Source organism: Niallia sp. FSL K6-0212 (genome assembly GCF_038007605.1).
GTDB lineage: Bacteria > Bacillota > Bacilli > Bacillales > Cytobacillaceae > Niallia > Niallia circulans.
This window is the reverse complement of the sequence record NZ_JBBOXL010000001.1, coordinates 1,999,019-2,019,984: the sequence shown is the minus strand read 5'-3', so window position 1 is coordinate 2,019,984 and position 20,966 is coordinate 1,999,019. Positions and strand designations below refer to the sequence as shown.

Below are 20,966 nucleotides of genomic sequence, written 5' to 3'. Positions count from 1 at the left end.
AGCCACCGTTTCTTCTTATCAAATCGTCCATTTAATTAATAATCCAGCATGTGCTAGACCACCGCCGAATCCATATAATAATACATGATCCCCTTGCTTTAATTTCCCTTCTTTCACTCCGATATCCAATGACAATGGGATCGTACCAGAAGAGGTATTTCCGTAGTTAACTAAACTATATAAAGTTTGTTCGATTGGAAAATTACTTTTCTCGCAAATGGATTCTAGCATTCTTAAATTCGCACTATGGGGGACAAACCAATCTATCTCATTTAAAGTCCTATTTCCTCTTTCAGCAACAATTTTCATCCCATTAGTAACTGTTTTAACAGCCCATTTATAGACTTCTCTCCCATTTTGAACAATACAGCCATTTCCCTGTAAGTCAACACCATTCATTTGAGTAGCTAGACTGGTGCAATATAAATGCTGCCCCCCTTCTCCTTCTGATCCGATATGAGAAGAAAGAAAGCTTGGTTCTGTTTCATCATACTCTACCAGTACAGCTCCTGCTCCATCTCCAAAAAGAATACATGTTGTTCGATCCGTAAAGTCTGTAATTTTGGATAATGTTTCCGCCCCTACAACCAAAACTTTTTTATTTAGTCCAGATGTAACCAATCCATTGGCTACATATAATCCATAAGTAAATCCTGCACAGGCTGCATTTAAATCCATTGCTCCTGTATTCTTTATTCCTAGCTTAGCCTGCAGGCTGGAAGCCACACTCGGTGTTTTATATTCAGGAGTCATCGTACAAACAATGATTAAATCAACATCATCAACTGTTTTATCGTATCGTTCCATTAAATCAAGGACTGCTTTATAGCTAAGATTGCTTGTAAATTCCTGCTCATCCGCAATTCTTCTTTCCTTAATACCTGTTCGCTTTACAATCCACTCATCATTTGTTTCCACCATTTTTTCTAAATCATTATTTGTTAAAATACGTTCGGGAACGTATGAACCAATCGCTGTAATACGCGCTTTGGAAATTGACATTCACATCACCTCATTATTCATTTACTTTTATTTTAACACCAATTACTATTACCTGGTACTAATTTTATGCAATTTTATTCTCTACTTTAAAAATATTCGCTCATCTCTCTTTAGAATATGTTTTTTTCGTTGTATTTGCTTTACCTATTTTCACCACAAAAAATCCTCACCTTTTTACAAGGTAAGGATTCTTCCATTCCGATTAAACTAACCTATTATTCATTTACTTCTTGCTTGATATATCAATCCAAACGGCAATAATTAAAATAAGCCCTTTTACTATATACTGCCAGAAGGTTTGGATATTCATCATACTCATCCCATTATCGATACTAGCCATAATTAAAGCACCAATTAGCGCTCCAACAATTTTTCCTTTTCCTCCTATTAGACTAGTTCCACCGATAACACATGCAGCAATCGCATCAAGCTCATACATATTCCCCGCACTTACGGTTGCTGCATTTAATCTACTTGTTAACAGAACACCCGCCACACCAGCAAGTCCTCCCATCGTAATAAACACCCACAGCGTATTCCATTTTATATTAATCCCTGACAATGCCGCTGCCTCTTGGTTTCCCCCAATTGCATAGACATATCGGCCGAAAGGCGTTTTATTTGAAATAAAGATAAAAATTGCAGCAATTGCTAAAACGATTAAGATTGGAATTGGAATACCTAAATACCGATTCAACATATAGGTTGCTAGCAGGATAAAAAAGGAATAGGCTACAGTCTTACCATAGTCTATCTTAGCAGCAGGGATCATTAAGCCCATATTTTTTCGTTTTGTACGATGTTTGGTCGTCCAAAGGAATAACAAAGCGATACTAACTAATGCAAGAATATATCCAGGAATGTATGGAAAATAACTAGTTCCAATTTTTTTAAAACTATCACTCATTGGTGCGACTGTTTGTCCCTTACTTATACCAATGAGTATACCTCGGAAGATAAGCATTCCTCCTAGTGTAACAATAAAGGCAGGAACAGCTCGGTAAGCAACCCACCATCCTTGCCATAATCCTAAAAGCACTCCCACGACTACTGCACAAAGGACTACTAAAAGAGTATTCCAATCATACCAGACTTGCAAAATTGCCGCGATTCCTCCTGTTAATCCTACTAATGCTCCAACTGATAGATCAATATGACCTGCAACAATTATTAGCGTCATCCCAATAGCAAGGACGGAAATAACGGACATTTGCGTAAATAAGTTAGAGATATTTCGGGAAGAAAGAAATTCACCTCCAGTGAAAAAACCAAATATTAATGCAATCAATAGTAGAGCGATAATAAGTGTGTAAGATTGCATATCCACTTTAAAGCTTATTTCTCTTTTCTTGCTCTCTTCAACTGTTTGATGTTGAATATTCATTTTTCTTCCCTCCTGTGGCGCATGTCATAATTTTTTCTTGGGTAGCTTCTTCACGTAAAAATTCGCCAGAAATTTCACCCTCAGCCATAACTAGCACTCTATCTGACATTCCTAATACTTCAGGCAGTTCAGATGAAATAATAACAATTCCGACCCCCTGTTGGACAAGTTCATTAATAATCTTATAGATTTCATATTTCGCTCCAACGTCAATTCCTCTTGTCGGTTCATCAAGAACTAATATTTTCGGGTTATTTAACAGCCACTTACTTAGAACTACTTTTTGTTGGTTTCCACCACTTAGTTGTCCAACTCTTGCTTCTAAGCTCGGTGCTTTCAACTTCATTTTTTCCGTTATATCTGTTGCACTTTTCACTTCTAATGCCTGATCAATAACATTTAGCTTAACAACTTTATTTAACGCCGCTAACGTCGTATTTTTTGTTATATCCATTCCTAACACAAGACCGTAGCGCTTACGGTCCTCTGAAACATACGCTAATCCTTCTTTAATTGCATCAGCAGGTTTTTGGATATTTGTTTCTTTTCCATCTATGATGACCTTTCCTTCTTTTTTTCCTTTGAATCCACCGAAGAGACTAATAAATAATTCTGATCGTCCAGCTCCCATTAATCCTGAAAATCCTAAGATTTCTCCCTTTTTAAGTAAAAAGGAAACTTGATTAATGATTTTATTTCCTTGCTCATCATAGGCAGTATAGTCTTTCACTTCTAAAATATTTTCTTTACTAATAGCATGCTCCTCATATGGGAACAGTTCTGTTAATTCTCTTCCAACCATCTTTGTGACTATTTTATCCTCTGATAATTCCTCAATGGAATTAGTGCTTATCGTCTGGCCATCTCTTAATATGGTGACCGAATCAGCAAGTGACATAACTTCTCCTAATTTATGAGAAATATAGATGCAGGTAACTCCTTGTGAACGTAGATCTTGCAATAAATGGATTAAGATTTCTACATCACTTTCTGTTAAAGCAGCAGTTGGTTCATCCAAAATGAGTATGCTTGTTTTTTTCGTTAAAGCTTTTGCTATTTCTACCAGTTGCTGTTTCCCGACTGTTAAATCGGCAACTTTTGTTTGCGGATCAATATTTAACCCAATATGATCGAGCCACTTTTGGGCCTCTACATAAATTTCATTCCAATTGATTATTCTTTTTCTCATTAACTCATGACCAAGAAAAAGATTCTCGGCTACTGACATTTCCCCTACAAGCGCAAGCTCTTGATAGATAATACCAATTCCTGCCTCCTGCGATTCTTTAATAGATTTAAATTGTACTGTTTGACCATTAATGATGATTTCTCCTTCGTAAGTTCCATGTGGATAAACGCCACTTAAGATTTTCATTAATGTTGATTTCCCCGCACCATTTTCTCCGCAAAGGGCATGAATCTCCCCCCTCTTTACGGAAAAAGTAACATTATCTAAAGCCTTAACACCCGGAAATTCTTTCACAATCCCTTTCATTTGAAGCGCATATGTGTCCATTATTCATTCACCACCTATTAGTCAGGGAAAGCATTAGCTGCTCTCCCCTTAATTAAATATTTTGAGACTTACGGACGTTCTGGTCGTTCATTTTCTGGAACATTTTTATAGATATCATCATATGAATGGAATCCATCTTTAACTACAGTGTCAACAATGTTCTCTTTACCTACTTTAATTGGATCCAATTTTATAAATGGCACATCTATCTTTCCATTATTAACAGTTGAATCAGATGACACTTTTTCTCCTTTTCCTAGTTGAACAGCTACTTCAGCGCTCTTTGTTGCAATTGCCTTAATTGGTTTATAAACGGTCATTGTTTGAACACCTTCTGCAATACGCTGCACTCCTGCTAAGTCTGCATCTTGGCCAGAGATAACTACTTTTCCAGCTAAATCCTGTGCTTCTAGTGCTTGAATTGCTCCCCCGGCAGTACTATCATTAGATGCCACTACTGCATCAATATCATTCTTATTGGCAGTTAAAGCGTTCTCCATAATTTTCAATGCTTCATTTGCATCCCAATCTTTTGCCCATTGATCACCGACAATTTCAATATTACCTTTATCAACTAGCGGCTGAATAATATTCATCTGTCCTTCTCTAAACATCTTGGCATTATTATCAGTTGGTGATCCTCCCATTAAGAAATACTTTCCTGAGGGTACTTTTTCAACAAGATACTCTGCTTGCATTTCCCCAACCCGTACATTATCGAATGAAACGTAGGCGTCAATATCCGTTCCATTAATTAATCGGTCATATGCTAACACAGGAATCCCTTCGGCCTTAGCTTGATCTACTACCGTTGACAGGGCATCTGAATTGATAGCAATAATAACTAGTGCATCGATACCTTGTGAAAGCATATTTTGTATTTGCGATAATTGTTTTGCCTCATCACCATTTGCTGATTGTACTAACACATTTGCTCCTAGCTCTTCTGCTTTTTCAACAAAAAAATCACGATCATGTTGCCAACGCTCTAAGGTTAAATCAGAGACAGAAAGACCAATTGTGACCTTATTTTTTTCTGTTCCTCCTCCGTCCTTATTTCCTTTCTCATTTGCTGGTGTACCATTTGCATCCTGTCCACATGCAGCCATGATGAACATTAGAGATAGAATAAGTACAAACGAAAGTAAACCCTTACATTTTTTCATGAAAATATCCCCCTAATTTTAAGATAATCGATAAGATTGGATTGATTGCTTTGGTCTATTAATAGACATAAGTTGATTACCGAATATAAAGCCGACTTTCCGTATTCTAAAACATATAGTTGAGTAGAAATGACTTCGTCTCTTCCCTCCTCTAAATCATTTATAAAACGCTTTCACAAAAAGGATATATTTTTTTATAACTATTGGAAATAGAATATTTTTGATAATCCTTTAATATTTTTTGAATTTCCTATTTTCTTCTTCATAAAAAAAACTTCCATCAGTTGAAGTATTACTGCTATATTAAAAGTTTGAATAAAAAAAACACTCATCATGGATGAATGTTTTTTGCATAGTGTTTCACTACAATTCTTTTGCTGTTAACCTTCCCCCCATTTTACTCATCCCGATACTGAGTAGGATTAACCCCTGTTACTTTTTTAAATACGGAGCTAAAGTAATACGCATCTCTATACCCTATTTGTGCGGCAATTTCTTTAATACGTAAATCTGTATTCTTGAGCAGTTCTTTCCCCTTTCGGATACGTATATTTGTTAAATATTCACTGAAATGTTGGGAAGTGATTTCTCGAAATAATATGCTTAAATAGCTAGGACTTATATTAAATTCACGGGATAGGCTCGTTAGGGAAATATTCTCGGCAAAGTTTTCATTCATGTACTCCTTCATTTCCATAATAAGCCTTTCTGTTCGATTACCACGTTTTGATTCGATGAAGGAATGAATAGCCGAATAAAAGGAATATAAGCAATCCTCTATTTCTTTATAAGTAAAATTATTCTCTTGATTAAAGATGGGTAGTCCCGTTTCTCCGAATATTTCGTTCACATCGTACCCTTGTTCATTTATTGTCTTACAGGACATAAATACGATATTATTAATGGCTGTTGCCACTGCTTCATATGGAATACTTTCATTCTTAAGTTCTGCAAGCAATTCCGCTACGTCCTTTTTTACTTCTTCAAAGTCACCAGATTTTAAATCCTGATAAATTTTATGATTTACTATTTTATGTAATTGCTTGCTGTAATAAGTATGGTTGCTGATAATATTATGATAGAAATACACATCACCAGAACCGTGAATTCGACTTAATGCAGCTGCAGAACAAGCTTCTTCATAGGATAAATATAAATCAAGTAATTGATTATACCTATCGCCTATACCAATTGTTAAAGAGATGCCTCTTTCCTGATATTCTTTCTGAATAAACTTGCTTAGTTGATGTCTAATGCGCTCGATATCTTCGAATACAATTAACACAATTTGATCCATTTTATAATTTAAGATATATCCCTTTTCTATCTGACCACGTTCAGAAAACTGCCCCCATTTCTTTTCTAGCAGATGAGAAAGTCGCTTATAGATGGATACATTAAATAAATACTTTTCATTTTCCTCCATTTCACTTCGAGCTGTTTGGAGTTGTTCAATATTTAGGACGGCTACAAAAAAGGGGGTATCCTTAAGATGTTCCATTTCCACATATTTCAAATCAGTCTCTAGATCTCCCACAAAACTATTGGTCAAGAGATTCTGGATTAGTTTTTCTCGTAAAGAATGCTTATTTTCTTGCAATTGCCTTTTCATTTTTTCTACATTTTCTTGTTCTCCCTTATCCCGAATCAAATCCTTCTTTACATTTAATACGAGTTTTAATAGATTCTTAGATTGAAAAGGCTTTAGCATATAATCACAAACCTTTAAAGTAATCGACTTTCTTGCAAAGTCAAAGTCTGCATGACCTGAAATAATGATTACTTTTATTTCTGGATAAAACTCTTTCACATGTTTTGTTAATTGAATGCCATCCATTTCTGGCATTTTGATGTCGGTAATCAGAATATCAATACGGTTTTCAGCTAAAATTGTTACTGCTTCTGAACCATTTTCCGCTTCAAATACTTGTTGGAAACCATGACTTAACCAATTCGTATTATTGATTATTTTGTGACGAATCATATCTTCATCTTCTACAACCAATAAATTAAACATAGGATTCCTCCTCATATTTTTACAATAGGTAAAATGATTGTTACAGATGTTCCCGCATCTGGTTTACTTTTAAAATAAATTCCATACTCCATTCCATAGGTTAATTTTATTCGCTCATTCACATTTCGAATGCCAAAATATTCATTTTCATCCTCTATTTTCTCTATTCCTGTTAGAACATTATTAATGTGATTTACCTTTTCAACTGACATTCCCACCCCATTATCCCTGACTTCTAGAACCACTACTCCCTCCTTTTCTTTTCCTTTAATTTCAATTAGCCCCTTCGCTTTCATCCGTCTTACTCCATGATAAATCGCATTCTCTACCAATGGCTGCAAAATAAGCTTGACCGTTTCATAATTTAATATCTCTTCGTCTACTTCTACTTTCGTATCAAATTTATTAAAAAAGCGAAACTTTTGAATCGTAAAATAGTTACGAATATGTTCGATTTCCGCACCAATAAGAATGACATCCTTTCCATGACTTAACGATGTTCGAAAAAACATGCCAAGTGCTTCTATTAAATCAAGCGCTTCTTCAATCCGCTCTTGCTCTAACAATCCAATAATCGAGTCTAATGTATTATAAACAAAATGAGGTTTTATTAATTCTTGTAGTGCTTTCATCTCTATTTTGCGGATTTTCACTTGATCATCCATCGTTTTTTGAACAAGCCATTGAATTCGATTCATTAATTCATTAAAACTATTTGCTAGTTGCCCCATTTCATCGTTCGTTTTGACTTGTGCTCGAATGGCTAAATTATTATCTGCAAACCGTTTAATTGTTCTGCGCAAATCACGAATTGGATTTGTTAAAATATTCGTTAAATAAACACTTATTAGCACAACGAGCAGAAGACTGCCCACAGCAATTATAAGGGTTATCTGCCGGATTTTATTTATGTCTTCATTAAGTTCATCTGCATAAGTGACCCCAATAATATTCCAACCTGTAATCTCAGATTGTTTAAAGTTAACAAGATAATGCTTTCCCTTTACAGCTTCTTCAAATGATCCTTTATCTGAATTTAACAATCTATCATTGTTCATTAGTTCCTTTATAAACATAGGATGACTAGTATCTTCCGGGAAAAACTCTTCCTCCCCTGTTCTATCTGTAAAATAGACATACCCTTTCTCTCCTAATTTGATATCGTTTACAATTCGATTCAATAGATTTACATCAATATCAATAATTAAATAAGCTGGTTCACTTAAACTAGGAGATAAAATTTTCTTTCCAATAGAAAAAACATTACGATTAAACATATCCATATAAGGTGACTTTACTGCAAATTGCTCTTCATCTATTTTTCGCATATTCGTAAAAAAAGGGTCATTCATATCGCTCCAATATACACCTTGAGCGCTTATTGTCTCTCCTGTATGAGAAATGATTCTTATATCCACCAAATCGGATTTCATATTCCTAATTAGTTCTATCGTTTCCCATAAACGAACAGTATATTTCTGTATCCCATCTATATCTCCTGCTTCATTCAGCCTTAAGTACTGAATTGTGTAATAATCATCATAGATTTCTAGAATATTCTCGATATCTAAAATGTATGTTTCTATATTTTTATCCACACGTTCAATTACTTCATTGGTATAAACATTGATACTATTTTGGAGATCATTAATGTAATATTGATAGGAAAGATAACCAAGAATTAATAACGGGATAAGACTAAGTGCCAAGAAGCAGACAATCATTTTTGTTCGGATACTATAACGATCGATCCATTTCAGCCATTTCCTCATTTATTTTATCTCCCACGGCTTTTTTCTTTTTAACAAATCTTCATAATTATCTACATTGCCATATTCCAATCCCGTATATATCATAGTTTCTTTTACTTCGTCCCCATTAATTAATTTATACATATTCTCAACACTAAGACGTCCCATCCCTTTAAAATCTTGTCCAACTAGCGCATCTGCTAATCCTTTATCGGCAGCAAATACTATTGGATAAAATGTATCAACAATCACAGCTATACCGCCATTTTCTTTCCACCTTTTATATGAAATCATCCCTTCAGGAGGAGAAAATAACGGCCATGCTCCAGCACTAAAAAACAAGTCAAAATGAGGATTCTTTTTCACATAATTCTCTAGAAGCTCTGAAGCGCGATTTATGTCATCATAGGATTCTACCATATCAACAAACTCTAAATCTAATTCTTCCGTTGCATCTTTAAATCCTTCGATTCTCTCTTGCATATTGACACTTTCCTTCACCCCAGTCATAATCAAAACTCTGAGATGACGCTGATGCAAATTTTTTTCTTTTACTATTTTCACCAAAGATTTTCCACTTTCTTGTCCAAGTTCATAATTATTCGTTCCAACATAAAATGCCCGATTGCTTGCCGGTGCATCTGAATCAAAAGTAGCCACCTTTATCCCTTGTGATACTGCTTTATTGATAAGCGGAGTCATTTTCTTTGTATCCAAGACACTGATAACAATGCCATCTACCTTTCTTTCGATTAAACTCTCCACTATTTTTTCTTGCTCCTGACTATCTACTACCATCGGGGCTAACCATTCCATTTTCACCCCTAACTGAGAGCTTACTCGTTCTGCTTCTTCCTTTGCTTCTATGAAAACTGGATTATCAAGAGACTTTGTAACAAAAGAAATTATCTTTTCCTTATCTTGATTAGACAATGGCTCTTTATAGATCGCTTGTTCATGGGAGTTACTTTTGATACGAATGCTAGTTGCCTGTTTATTTTCACATGCACTAACGAATATAAGCAGAATTACTAACAAGATATAGCCTTTGTTTTTCATACTTTCTTCCCCTAACCTACTCATTGATTGGTCTAGCTCATATAAAATTAAAGAAAGGTTACTCCATATGCAACCTAAATGAAACCGCTACCAAAATTATAGTTAGTAAATAAAAAAGAAGACACAAATTTAGTTAGATGAAAATGAATTGATTTTAAGAAATTTGATACAGATGACGAAATACATAATTGTTAACAATATTTTCTATTTATTATGAGGTTTTTGTCAATATTAAAGTCACCAATTCTTCTGAATTGGTGACTTTAATATTAGGATAAGAACTCAATCGATAAGAGATAAAGGTCTATTTTTTTTCGAATTGCTTTTCCCTTAGGAATTAAAATCATAAATCTTCCCTTTAATCAAATACCCAGTGCTTTCCGCCATATTGGTTATATGGTCAGCTGTTCTTTCCAAATAACGGTTGATAAATAATAATTGAACTAGCTGATTGGTTTCTTCGGGATGTTCACTTAAATAGGCTGTCAATTTTTTATAGGTTTCTAAATAATAATCATCCACTTTATCTTCTAACTTACTTACTTCCTTTGCAAGCACAATATCTTCCTCTATAAAGGATTTTACTGCTTTTTGCAGCATTTCAATTGATAGTTCCTTCATTTTCTCTAAATGGGTTAAATCCAGAAGCGAAGTTGCTTTTCCTATCTTAATAGTTGCTTTAGCGATGTTTACGGCAAAATCAGCTACACGCTCAATTTCGGAGGAAATTTTGATAACACCAATTACAACACGTAAATCTCTTGCAACTGGCTGTTCCTTCGCCATTAGCCAAATCGCAAAATGATTAATTTCAGATTCTAAATTATCAATGTCATTATCCTCTTCCATTACATTTAAAGCAATTTCAACATCTTGCGCCTTTAAAGCATCAAAAGCTTCTTCTAACTGAGTAATGGACATTTCGCCCATTTCACTGATTTTTTCTTTTAACTCTCCTAGCTTCTTCTCAAAGTTTTCTCGAATGACCATTAGTTCCTCCTATTATCCAAATCGACCTGTTACATAATCTTCTGTGCGCTGATCTCTTGGTGTAGAAAAAATCTTATTCGTTTCATCATATTCTACAACTTCACCATTTAAGAAAAAGGCTGTTTTGTCGGAAATCCTTGCTGCTTGCTGCATATTGTGTGTAACAATAACAATTGTATAATCTTTTTTCATTTTTGTAATCAGCTCTTCTACCTTCAATGTAGAAATTGGATCTAAAGCAGAAGTAGGCTCATCCATTAAAATAACATCTGGCTTCATAGCAATGGCACGAGCTATACATACACGCTGCTGTTGTCCACCCGATAAGCCAAGTGCAGATGTCTTTAACCGATCTTTTACTTCGTCCCAAATCGCTGCCCCACGCAAACTCTCTTCGACAATTTTATTTAATTCTTTTTTATTTTTAATACCTTGCATTCTTGGACCATAAGCCACATTGTCATAAATACTCATCGGGAACAAATTCGGCTTTTGAAAAACCATCCCGACTCTTGTACGAAGCTTAATAACATCATTGGAAGAATAGATATTTTCACCATCAATAATAATATCCCCTGCAATTTTTACACCATCAATTAAATCATTCATGCGATTCAATGTTCTTAGGAAAGTTGACTTCCCACAGCCAGAAGGTCCGATTAAAGCTGTTACTTTCTTTTCTTCAATATCCAGAGTTACTCCAAACAAAGCCTGTTTTTCACCGTAAAATAAATTTAGGTCACTTACACTAATTTTCGATGCACCAGCTGTATCTTCTTGACCAACCTTTAAGAATGCTTTCCCTGTTTTCTTTTGACTTTTTTCCGTTACTGTTGTAGTCATAAACATACCCCTTTAAAAATTAGTAGTCTGCTTTGTTTAACTTTTTCGATATAAATGTTGCGATAAGGTTTATAGCAAGAATAATGACGATTAACACAATACCAACTGCTGCGGCTAATTCAATATCTCCAGACTCTTGTGTTACTAAAAAAGAATGAACCGTTAGCGTACGAGCGGAGGACAGCAGGCCCTCTGGCATGGCAGCAACTGTTCCTGCCGTTAAGAAAATAGCTGCTGACTCTCCAACTATTCTTCCGATGGATAAAATAATTCCTGATAAAATCCCTGGCATCGCACTTGGTAAAATAACTTTATATAATGTTTGCAATCTTGTTGTGCCAAGGGCTAATGACCCTTCACGATAAGTAGGCGGAACTGTCTTTAAAGATTCCTCAGTTGTTCGGATAATAACTGGCAGTACGATAATCGTTAATGTCAAAGATGCCGCTAAAATAGACATTCCTAATTTCAAGGTGGTTACAAAGAATACTGCCCCAAACAAACCATAAATAATCGAGGGAATACCTGTTAAACTTTCTGTTGCAAAGCGAATTATTTTTACCAATCGGCCTTGTTTCGCATACTCTTGTAAATAAACGGCTGCTAATATTCCTATTGGTGTGGCAATCAGCAAGGAAATGACAATCGTGTAAATCGTTGTAACAATCATCGGCCAAATTCCACCGCCGCCACTTGGAGAATAGTCGCCAAAAATAAAATCGAAGCTGATTAAGTGCGCTCCTTTATAAAAGATATATCCAACAATCATAACAAGGACAGCAACAGACAAGAAAGCAGAAAGCCAAAGAAGTCCGCGTAACAAGTTATCTTTCATTTGTCTCATCTTATTTGCCACCCTTCGCACTAATTTTCGCTAAAACAAAATTCAAAATTAATATAAACGAGAACAATACAATCCCAGTTGCAAATAACATTTCTTGATGCGTCCCCGCTGCATAGCCCATTTCCAATGCAATGTTTGTTGTCAGTGGGCGTATACTATCTGTTAAGCTTGCTGGCACAATCAAACTGTTACCAGCAACGAGAATAACCGCCATTGTCTCACCGATCGCTCGACCTAAGCCCAATACAATGGCTGTCATAATACCTGACTTCGCTGCGGGGACAACAACCTTAAAGATCGTTCCAATTTCTGATACACCAAGCGCAAGGGATCCTTCCCGGTATGTTCTTGGCACAGCGCGAATCGCTGTCTCCGCGACTGTTACAATCGTTGGCAGCATCATAATTGCTAATACTAAAATAACCGCTAATAAACTTTGTCCCTTTACTAACCCTAATGTATTTTGTAAAAAAGGTACGATAATTGCTAGGCCAAAAACACCATATAAAACTGATGGAATACCAGCTAAAAGCTGAATGGCTGGTGAAACAATTTTAGCTATTGGCTTTGATGCTATTTCCGCCAAGAAGATGGCTGTGAATAATCCGATGGGAACTCCAATAATAAGTGCTCCTATGGTTGCATACAGAGATGCGACAATCATGGGCCATATCCCGAATTTTCCTTCACTAGGCACCCAGTCGACTCCAAAAAGAAAATCAAAAAAACTAAATCCTTCTGCAATAAAAGGGTGGGCCCCTTTATAGAAAACAAACCCAATAATTAATACTAAGCTGATTACGGAAAGAAGGGCACAAAACAAGAAAACCCTTGCCGAAACCTTCTCAAACATATATTTCCTCTTATTTGCTTTGCCCCTTGCTGAGGCTTGCTTTTCGGTTGTTTGAATAGACACTCTATTTTCCTCCAAGATTACTTCTAAAGATTTTGGTATTACTTAATAGGAATTGCTCCTGCCTCTGCTGCAATTTTTTGCCCTTCATCACTTAGAATAAAATCGATGAACTTCTGCCCATTTGCAGTTAAACTCCCATCTTTATAGACAAACAAAAATGGCCGTGCTAACTTATATTTTTGCTCTAATACATTTTCAGCAGTAGCAGCAACGCCATCAATGTCGATAGTCGAGATAGCATCGTCAATATATTCAAAAGAAATGAAGCCAACAGCATGTTTATTATTTGCAACTGTTGTTTTAATATTTCCATTTCCACTGGCAATGATAGAGTTTCTAATTAATTCACCTGAGCTATAGCCTACAATTTCTTGGAATGCATCACGTGAACCAGAGCCATCCTCACGGGAAACAACCACAATCTCCATATCATCGCCGCCAAGCTGACTCCAGTTTGTCACTTTCCCTGTGAATATTTGCTTTACTTGTTCTAATGACAATTCTTTCACTTTATTGCTAGGATGTGTTACAACTACTATTCCATCATAAGCAATAACTACTTCTTTTAATTTTCCTTTTTCTTCATCTTTTAAATCTCGTGAAGACATTCCAATTTCAGAAACCCCACTCATCGCATTTGTAATTCCTGCGGAAGATCCAATTTGATTTATTTCAATTTTAGTTTGATCGTGTTCATGATATTTTGCTGCTAATTTCTCAGCAAGTGGTCCAACGGAAGTAGATCCTGAAATCGATATTGGATTACTGTCATTTGTTGATAGTTCGGTTTCTTCATTACTTGAACATGCTGATAATAAAAGGAGTATAGACAGTAACGAGAGTACTATTTTTAGTTTTTTTATAATGACCATGATTTACCTCCAAAAAGAATAGCAACTATTTATGTCATTTCTTGTCTAATAGTATGATAAATCTCCAGTGTAAATATTCTATTGACTGAATGTAAAGGTTTTGTAAATAACGTTAAAAGCAATCTATCTAATGTTATTTTTTGTAAATATTCAAAAAAAAAGATAACAGTTATCCTGTTATCTTTTTCACTAAGTACCTATATTTAAACTGGTATTACTTACTATCGCTTCCCAATACTCAAATGGTGGTACTACACATAGAATAATTAAAGTAGATTATCCTAATAAAGCTTACTTTTGAAGCAATACTGCCGCTCGCTTTATACTTTCTTTTACATAACTAGGTGCTTGTGGATGACCTAATACCTCTTCAGTTGTCAGCCATTCTATATTTTCTACTTCATCAGGACTTTTAGCAAATGCTTCTCCTTGCTCATGCTCGCATAGAAATACTATATCAATTACATGCTTCCCACTATCAGTTACGAATGAGGTACTATGTACATATTCCATTTTATCTGCAACAGTCACACCTACTTCTTCTAAAATTTCTCGTTTTACCGTTCTTTCAAGAATATCTATGGAATTCCCTTCCAAATCTACTTTTCCGCCTACAAGGGAGAGCATCCCCCCAGCGTGTTCCTCTTTTCTACTTCTTTTCACAATCAACCACTTACCCGCTCTTCTAACAGCTCCTTCTACATTGACAATAAACATTTCGTGAACTCCCCCTTAATCTACTTTGTTTTCTTTACATTTCTCTTTATCTTATTTAATTTACCCATTGGACTGACTCTTTCTATATCTTTTAGAGGATTCTCAATCTAAGCGATTTGCCTGAAATTTGGATCCTTCAGCTCTTTGCGAAAAAGACATTAAGAATGTAGCTCTGTTTCTTTTGTCCTCCTTCTTGCCAGAAAGGGCTTTGAGATTACTACTCCATCCTGCGCTAGGTCTGCTTTCCCAAAAATAGAATTAAAATCAATGTTCCCTATTGAATAATACCTGCTTTTTTCAAATACTGTTCGGCAACTTCACGCGGACTTTCCCCTTCTACATTTACTTGATAATTCATTTCTCTCATATCGTCATCGCTTATTTTTCCCGCTAACTGGTTTAGTGCTTCTACCATTTCAGGATGCTCTTTTGCCGTTTCTTCTTTCATTAGAGGAGCCCCTTGGTATGGCGGGAATAAATTTTGATCATCTTCTAGCACCTTTAATTGGTATTGCTGCAACTCACTATCTGTGGAGTATGCATCGACTAAGTTAATTTCACCTGATTCAACTGCTACATAACGTAATTTAGGCTCCATTGTTACAAGATTAGGAAGGGTAAGTTCATAAAGATGCTGAATCCCTTGATACCCATCTTCTCGATCTGAAAATTCCAATGTAAAACCTGCCTGTATTTGCTCTTCTATCCCTTTCAGATCAGAAATTGATTCTAGTTGGAATTGGTCTGCAAGACTCTTGGAAGCTGCTAATGCATAGGTGTTATTATACTGCATCGGCTCTAACATTATCATTTGATATTTTTTTAACATACCATCCCTTGCTTGTCGATATACTTCCTCCCGATTTGTACTAGTAGCTGTTTCCTTTAGAAATTCGGAAATGGCTGTCCCTGTAAATTCTGGATAAAGATCAATGCTTCCTGTTTGCAATGCTTGAAACACGAAAGAGGTTTTTCCTAACCCCGGCTTCAGTTCTACTTGTAGATCTGTTTTTTCTTCAATAAGTATTTTATACATATTAATGAGAACTTCTGGCTCAGACCCTAATTTGCCCCCAATAACAATCTCTTCCTCCTTCTGCCCTATTAATGGCATGAGAATTATTAAAAGCGATAAAAGTGCAATCACTCCAACAGAAATAAAGGCTTTTTTATAGGATAGCTGCTCAAATTTTTTCAATAAGTAGTCAAACAGAAGAGCAAGCAATGCTGCTGGAATCGCCCCTAGAAGAATTAGATTTGTGTTATTGCGATCAATACCTAATAGAATAATATCGCCAAGACCTCCAGCTCCAATTAAAGCAGCAAGAGTGGCTGTTCCTACAATTAACACCATGGCTGTCCGAATCCCTGCCATAATAACTGGCATCGCAAGAGGAATTTCTACCTTGAATAATCTTCTTCTTGTATTCATCCCCATCGCTCGAGCCGCTTCAATTAAGGACGGATCTACTTCTTTAATTCCTGTATATGTATTTCTTAAAATTGGCAGCAAAGCATATGCAACTAAAGCAATGATTGCCGGCACTCTGCCAATTCCGAATAATGGAATCAAAATACCTAATAATGCCAAAGAAGGGATTGTTTGAATAACAGATGTGATTCCTACTATCCCTTCGGCCACCTTCCTATGTCTAGTAATATAAATTCCTAGTGGAATAGCAATGATGGCTGCAAAAAAGAGCGCAATAAAGGATATTTGAATATGCTCAAACAATGCGCTCGCTAATTCGGACTTTCTGTCTTGAAATACTTGTGTCAGCTCCTTCATTCCTTACACCCCTTTCTGAAGTAGACTAGAAGATACATATTTCATTATTGACCTGCGATTAACCAATCCAATAGGCGTTCCATCTCGTTCGATTATTACTTGTTCATACTCCACTAGCAAATCTACTATCTCTTGCATAGTAGCAGTAATTGGTGCACTCACTTGATTTTTTTGCATATCCTCTTCTTCCATAATTGGCTCTAATAAGTTCTCCAGTTGAAAATCATTGCTCCAGCTATCATGTTTATTTCCAACAAAGTTCTTCACAAAATCATTAGCAGGATTCGTAATAAGTTCTTGAGGGGTGCCAATCTGAACGACCCTCCCTTTTTTCATAATGCAAATTCTATCTGCTAGTTTTAAAGCTTCTTGCATATCATGTGTAACAAATACAGTCGTTTTTTTTAGATTTTTCTTTAAGTCCAACATATCATCTTGTAACTTTTCACGGCTAAGCGGATCCAAGGCACTAAAGGGTTCATCCATTAATAGAATCTCTGGATCTGCCGCAAGAGCACGAATAACCCCAACTCTTTGCTGTTCTCCTCCTGATAGCTCACTAGGCTTTCGATTGGCGTATGTTTGGTGATCGAGACCAACCATTTCTAAAAGCTCGTCGGTTCGTTGTTTAATTCTGTCTCTTTCCCACTGTTTTAATTCAGGAACTATTGCGATATTCTCTTCAATTGTCATATGGGGAAACAAAGCAATTTGTTGGAGCACATAGCCAATATTCCACCGTAATTCATGAATATCATACTCGCTTATTTTTTTCCCCTTTATATAAATGGTGCCATCTGAAAGAGGAATTAAACGATTAATCATCTTTAATGTCGTTGTTTTCCCACAACCACTTGGTCCGATAATAACAAAAAATTCCCCTTGCTTAATTTCTAATTCAACCGAATCAACTGCTGCTGTTCCATCAGTGTATCTTTTTGATACATTTTCAAATTTTATCATTGCATTTAGTTCTCCTTATTTAAATTGTAGGACTACTCATACCCCGCCTCTTTCACTAACAGATAGAAGCTTATTCTATAACCATATCTACCCATATTTAGGACTAATAATAACACGAAGTAGTCCATCCAAAAAAAGAATAGCTTGGCTAGAATCTCATTGGTTGATCTACTTATCCTCATTTATATTAAAATTCATATTTTAGAGAACAGCTTTTACGTTTATAATAAACAAAGATAAATACTATTAGGAGGACAACGAAATGGACAAGCAAGGGCAAGAAAAGTTTTTAGCTTTTATCTTACAGCGAGTACAAGAGGGTAAAGAAGAAGAAGCAAAGGCTATACTAATGGATAACTTCCGAAAACAAGACGAGGGTACTTTTTCCCAAAATGATATAGAACAGTTTCTGCCTAAAATGATCAGTCTAATAAAACCAGAAAGATTAGAGGAAATCCAAGCAGTAGTAAAGCAATTTTCTGGAAGCTTCGGCAGCAAATAAAAGGATTATTTTCTGTTTGAAAAAACAACTTGGAAACTTTATTCCAAGTTGTTTTTATTATATCCAGCTCGTTTTTATCCCATTTAAAACATTTTTGAATATGTTAGTTATTGTAAAGGAATGGGCGGTTGATATGGAATGAATGGTCATTTTAAAGAAATATTCGGATCAGCTATCAATACGATTGGTACTATCCAAGCAGCTATCGGAATTACCCCCTCTTTCCACTTGTCTAGAGAAACAAATTATCAGCTTCGTTTATTTGGCAATATATTACAAGGAACAGGCAGCGCATTACAAGCTGACGGACAAGGGACTATTTCATTAGAAAAACTAGGAGATGAAATTCAGGCAATTGGAAATTCAACGGTTATAACCGGCTTGCTTCTTTATAAATGGAGCAACACCCCAACAGAGCAGAAACTAATTATTACAGGCAATTTGCTTCAAGCATTAGGCAGCTTTGTCGGGCTTACAGATGAATTTTTTGATCATACAGCAAATGGAAGAATCGAAAATATAATTGGTGGTTTGCTTCAGGGGATTGGAAATTCTTTGCAGGCACTAAGGGGAACAGAACAATTACATGGAATAAGTAACCTTAACCAACAAAATATCGGTGTATTAGGCAGCTGGATTCAAGCCATCGGATCAGCTATTTCCCTTATTGGCCAAGTTAAAGAAGAATTAGAAGAGATTGCCCTGAATATTAATGAATAAAATAATAGAGGAAGAAAAATTCTTCCTCTAATCCTTTTTCTTTTTTGGCCAAATAAAATTTGAAATCGCAATAATCAGGTCAATGCCTAATACTACTGTCCATAATTTTAGTACACCGTCTAGTGCTTCTGTGCGAGCAGTATCCTTGATGAAAAAAATTAAGCCTAGTAATATCCCTGCCCCAATAGCATAAGCTAACAAATGTTTCCCCCAACTTTTCAAGTAATGCTTAGCATATGCCATCCCAAACAATGAAATAGGTTTAGCTCCTTGTTTTGCAACGTAATACCGGAATCTCTCATCCGCCCATTTAATCATGTCTTTTCCAAATGCAATCGAAACGCCAATATAAACAGCAGCTATGGCATGTGCAGTGGTTGCGGTAGCTCCTCGATACATATCCAAACTTGTTGTAATCAATAAAAGCAAATCAATTACTGGTGTTAGCGCTAAAAAGAAAAAGCCTAATTTCTCTCTTTTAAAAACATATCTAATTAGTAATCCTAAAATAATCACAATCCAAAAGCCTATTTCACTAGCAACAATCATCCAGGCAACAAAATTCAAAAATTCTCCTCCTAATATATTTTATTAAGTCAAAAAGGATTACGAATAATTAAAGTAAAAAGTTCCCTTCACCAATTTTTTCAGGAAGATAGTCGGATAAAAAAGAAAGTTTCTGAGGGCCTTATTGCTGGAGGTAATGATTTAAATAAATGAACAGAGAAGTGGCGTCCAATAGTCGATATAGATCTATTTAACGCCACTTTTCCTATTTTTAAATTATTAACTTATTCGTAGTATTGGTTTAATCGCTTCTCCGTTTTTAGAAGCTTCGAAAGCCTCATTAATTTGATTAAAGTCATAGAATTTAACTAACTTATCAAATGGGAATTGACCGTTTTTGTAGTATTCTACTAGCTGTGGGATAAAAACATTTGGTACAGAGTCCCCTTCAATGACACCCATCATTGTTTTTCCTTCTGCCATTATATCATTATGGACATCAATATTCATTTCAGGTGTAACTCCTACTACTGCTGCCACACCTAATGGACGCAGTGCTTGTAAGCATTGACGAACTACTGGAGGAAAGCCAGTTGTATCGACTGCATATTTTGTTCCGCCCTTTGTTAATTCCTTAATTTCTTTAACAACATCTACTTTTGTTCCGTTGAATGTATGTGTTGCACCAAGTTCTTTGGCAAGCTCTAACCGTGAATCATGAATATCAACAGCAATGATTGTTTTACAGCCAACTATTTTAGCAGCCATAATAGCACTTAAGCCAACGGCACCTGCACCATATATAGCAATAGTAGCTCCAAATTCAGGCTTGATTTTATTTAAAACAGTACCTGCTCCTGTTTGGATTCCACAACCTAAAGGTCCTAAAAGTGCTAAATCTACCTCTTTATCCACTTTAACAATGTTACGCTCATGAGCAATTGCAAATGTACCAAAGGAAGATTGACCAAAGAAAGTGGAAAGTGGTTTCCCATCTTTAGATAAGCGATGAGTATGATCATCATGAGCACCGCCAAAGTTCAAGTCATTAAATGTTTCACAAACAGTTGGATGACCTGTTAAACAATTTTCACAATGTCCACAATGTGCAAAGGATAATACAACATGATCCCCTTTTGCTAGACGTGTAACGCCTGAACCAACTTCTTCAATAATCCCTGCTCCTTCATGTCCAAGTACTGCAGGTAGTGGAGCAATTGCTGCATCACGAGCAACTGCATCTGTATGACATACACCAGTTGCAACAATTTTCACTAATACTTCATTTGCTTTTGGGGCAGCTAATTCTACTTCTTCTAAAAGAAAATCTTCACCTTGCCCTGGGGTAACGGCTGCTTTAATCTTCATATGACCTACTCCTTATATATGTTTAATTTAAATGTGACAG

19 protein-coding genes are annotated in these 20,966 nt (G+C 35.8%); 2 read left to right on the top strand and 17 right to left on the bottom strand.

Annotated elements, in window-relative coordinates; all coding sequences use genetic code 11:
* Positions 1-18: 18 nt before the first annotated feature.
* From MHH96_RS09505 to MHH96_RS09435, 15 genes are all read right to left on the bottom strand, one after another.
* Positions 19-1,002: a ketoacyl-ACP synthase III gene (locus tag MHH96_RS09505; protein WP_144545408.1), complete on the bottom strand. Its 984-nt coding sequence runs from the start codon at positions 1,000-1,002 to the stop codon at positions 19-21.
* A 223-nt stretch (positions 1,003-1,225) separates the two neighbouring features.
* Positions 1,226-2,386 carry a sugar ABC transporter permease gene (locus MHH96_RS09500; protein ID WP_144545410.1) on the bottom strand — a complete coding sequence of 387 codons (1,161 nt, stop codon included), beginning with the start codon at positions 2,384-2,386 and terminating at the stop codon, positions 1,226-1,228.
* Positions 2,361-3,902 (bottom strand): xylose ABC transporter ATP-binding protein, encoded by a 1,542-nt coding sequence (locus MHH96_RS09495; RefSeq protein ID WP_341117154.1) that lies wholly within the window; start codon positions 3,900-3,902, stop codon positions 2,361-2,363. The genes MHH96_RS09500 and MHH96_RS09495 overlap by 26 nt, the downstream gene beginning before the upstream one ends.
* Positions 3,903-3,970: 68 nt before the next feature.
* Positions 3,971-5,068, bottom strand: a complete 1,098-nt coding sequence (xylF, locus tag MHH96_RS09490; protein WP_061801249.1) for a D-xylose ABC transporter substrate-binding protein — start codon at positions 5,066-5,068, stop codon at positions 3,971-3,973.
* A gap of 397 nt (positions 5,069-5,465) precedes the next feature.
* Positions 5,466-7,085 carry a response regulator gene (locus tag MHH96_RS09485; RefSeq protein WP_186325657.1) on the bottom strand — a complete coding sequence of 540 codons (1,620 nt, stop codon included), beginning with the start codon at positions 7,083-7,085 and terminating at the stop codon, positions 5,466-5,468.
* Positions 7,086-7,096: 11 nt separating this feature from the next.
* Complete coding sequence (locus tag MHH96_RS09480; protein WP_061801251.1) at positions 7,097-8,857, bottom strand: sensor histidine kinase; 1,761 nt, start codon at positions 8,855-8,857, stop codon at positions 7,097-7,099.
* Positions 8,858-9,895 (bottom strand): substrate-binding domain-containing protein, encoded by a 1,038-nt coding sequence (locus MHH96_RS09475; protein WP_053215640.1) that lies wholly within the window; start codon positions 9,893-9,895, stop codon positions 8,858-8,860.
* A 330-nt stretch (positions 9,896-10,225) separates the two neighbouring features.
* Complete coding sequence (gene phoU, locus MHH96_RS09470) at positions 10,226-10,885, bottom strand: phosphate signaling complex protein PhoU (protein ID WP_047941668.1); 660 nt, start codon at positions 10,883-10,885, stop codon at positions 10,226-10,228.
* Positions 10,886-10,897: 12 nt separating this feature from the next.
* On the bottom strand, positions 10,898-11,728 hold the full coding sequence (gene pstB / locus MHH96_RS09465) for a phosphate ABC transporter ATP-binding protein PstB (RefSeq protein ID WP_047941669.1): 831 nt from the start codon (positions 11,726-11,728) through the stop codon (positions 10,898-10,900).
* Positions 11,729-11,747: 19 nt separating this feature from the next.
* Positions 11,748-12,572: a phosphate ABC transporter permease PstA gene (gene pstA / locus MHH96_RS09460; protein ID WP_047941670.1), complete on the bottom strand. Its 825-nt coding sequence runs from the start codon at positions 12,570-12,572 to the stop codon at positions 11,748-11,750.
* Position 12,573: 1 nt separating this feature from the next.
* On the bottom strand, positions 12,574-13,488 hold the full coding sequence (pstC, locus tag MHH96_RS09455; protein ID WP_341117153.1) for a phosphate ABC transporter permease subunit PstC: 915 nt from the start codon (positions 13,486-13,488) through the stop codon (positions 12,574-12,576).
* Positions 13,489-13,526: 38 nt separating this feature from the next.
* Positions 13,527-14,360: a phosphate ABC transporter substrate-binding protein gene (locus tag MHH96_RS09450; RefSeq protein ID WP_095259177.1), complete on the bottom strand. Its 834-nt coding sequence runs from the start codon at positions 14,358-14,360 to the stop codon at positions 13,527-13,529.
* A gap of 291 nt (positions 14,361-14,651) precedes the next feature.
* Complete coding sequence (locus MHH96_RS09445; protein WP_047941671.1) at positions 14,652-15,077, bottom strand: NUDIX hydrolase; 426 nt, start codon at positions 15,075-15,077, stop codon at positions 14,652-14,654.
* 274 nt (positions 15,078-15,351) lie between these two features.
* Positions 15,352-16,866, bottom strand: a complete 1,515-nt coding sequence (gene opuFB / locus MHH96_RS09440) for an osmoprotectant update ABC transporter permease/substrate-binding subunit OpuFB (protein ID WP_047941672.1) — start codon at positions 16,864-16,866, stop codon at positions 15,352-15,354.
* A 3-nt stretch (positions 16,867-16,869) separates the two neighbouring features.
* Positions 16,870-17,829, bottom strand: coding sequence for an ABC transporter ATP-binding protein (locus MHH96_RS09435; RefSeq protein WP_047941673.1), 960 nt, complete (start codon positions 17,827-17,829; stop codon positions 16,870-16,872).
* 262 nt (positions 17,830-18,091) lie between these two features.
* On the opposite strand from MHH96_RS09435, the gene MHH96_RS09430 reads away from it, so the two are divergent.
* Both MHH96_RS09430 and MHH96_RS09425 read left to right on the top strand, forming a co-directional pair.
* The gene (locus tag MHH96_RS09430) at positions 18,092-18,331 is read left to right on the top strand and encodes a hypothetical protein (protein WP_047941674.1); all 240 of its coding nucleotides are present in this window, start codon (positions 18,092-18,094) and stop codon (positions 18,329-18,331) included.
* A 138-nt stretch (positions 18,332-18,469) separates the two neighbouring features.
* Positions 18,470-19,051, top strand: coding sequence for a DUF6944 family repetitive protein (locus MHH96_RS09425; RefSeq protein WP_047941675.1), 582 nt, complete (start codon positions 18,470-18,472; stop codon positions 19,049-19,051).
* Positions 19,052-19,078: 27 nt separating this feature from the next.
* On the opposite strand, the gene MHH96_RS09420 is transcribed toward MHH96_RS09425, so the two are convergent.
* Together MHH96_RS09420 and MHH96_RS09415 are read right to left on the bottom strand one after the other, a co-directional pair.
* Positions 19,079-19,618, bottom strand: a complete 540-nt coding sequence (locus tag MHH96_RS09420; RefSeq protein ID WP_341117149.1) for a hypothetical protein — start codon at positions 19,616-19,618, stop codon at positions 19,079-19,081.
* A gap of 219 nt (positions 19,619-19,837) precedes the next feature.
* Positions 19,838-20,926, bottom strand: coding sequence for an NAD(P)-dependent alcohol dehydrogenase (locus MHH96_RS09415; RefSeq protein WP_047941677.1), 1,089 nt, complete (start codon positions 20,924-20,926; stop codon positions 19,838-19,840).
* Positions 20,927-20,966: the final 40 nt, after the last annotated feature.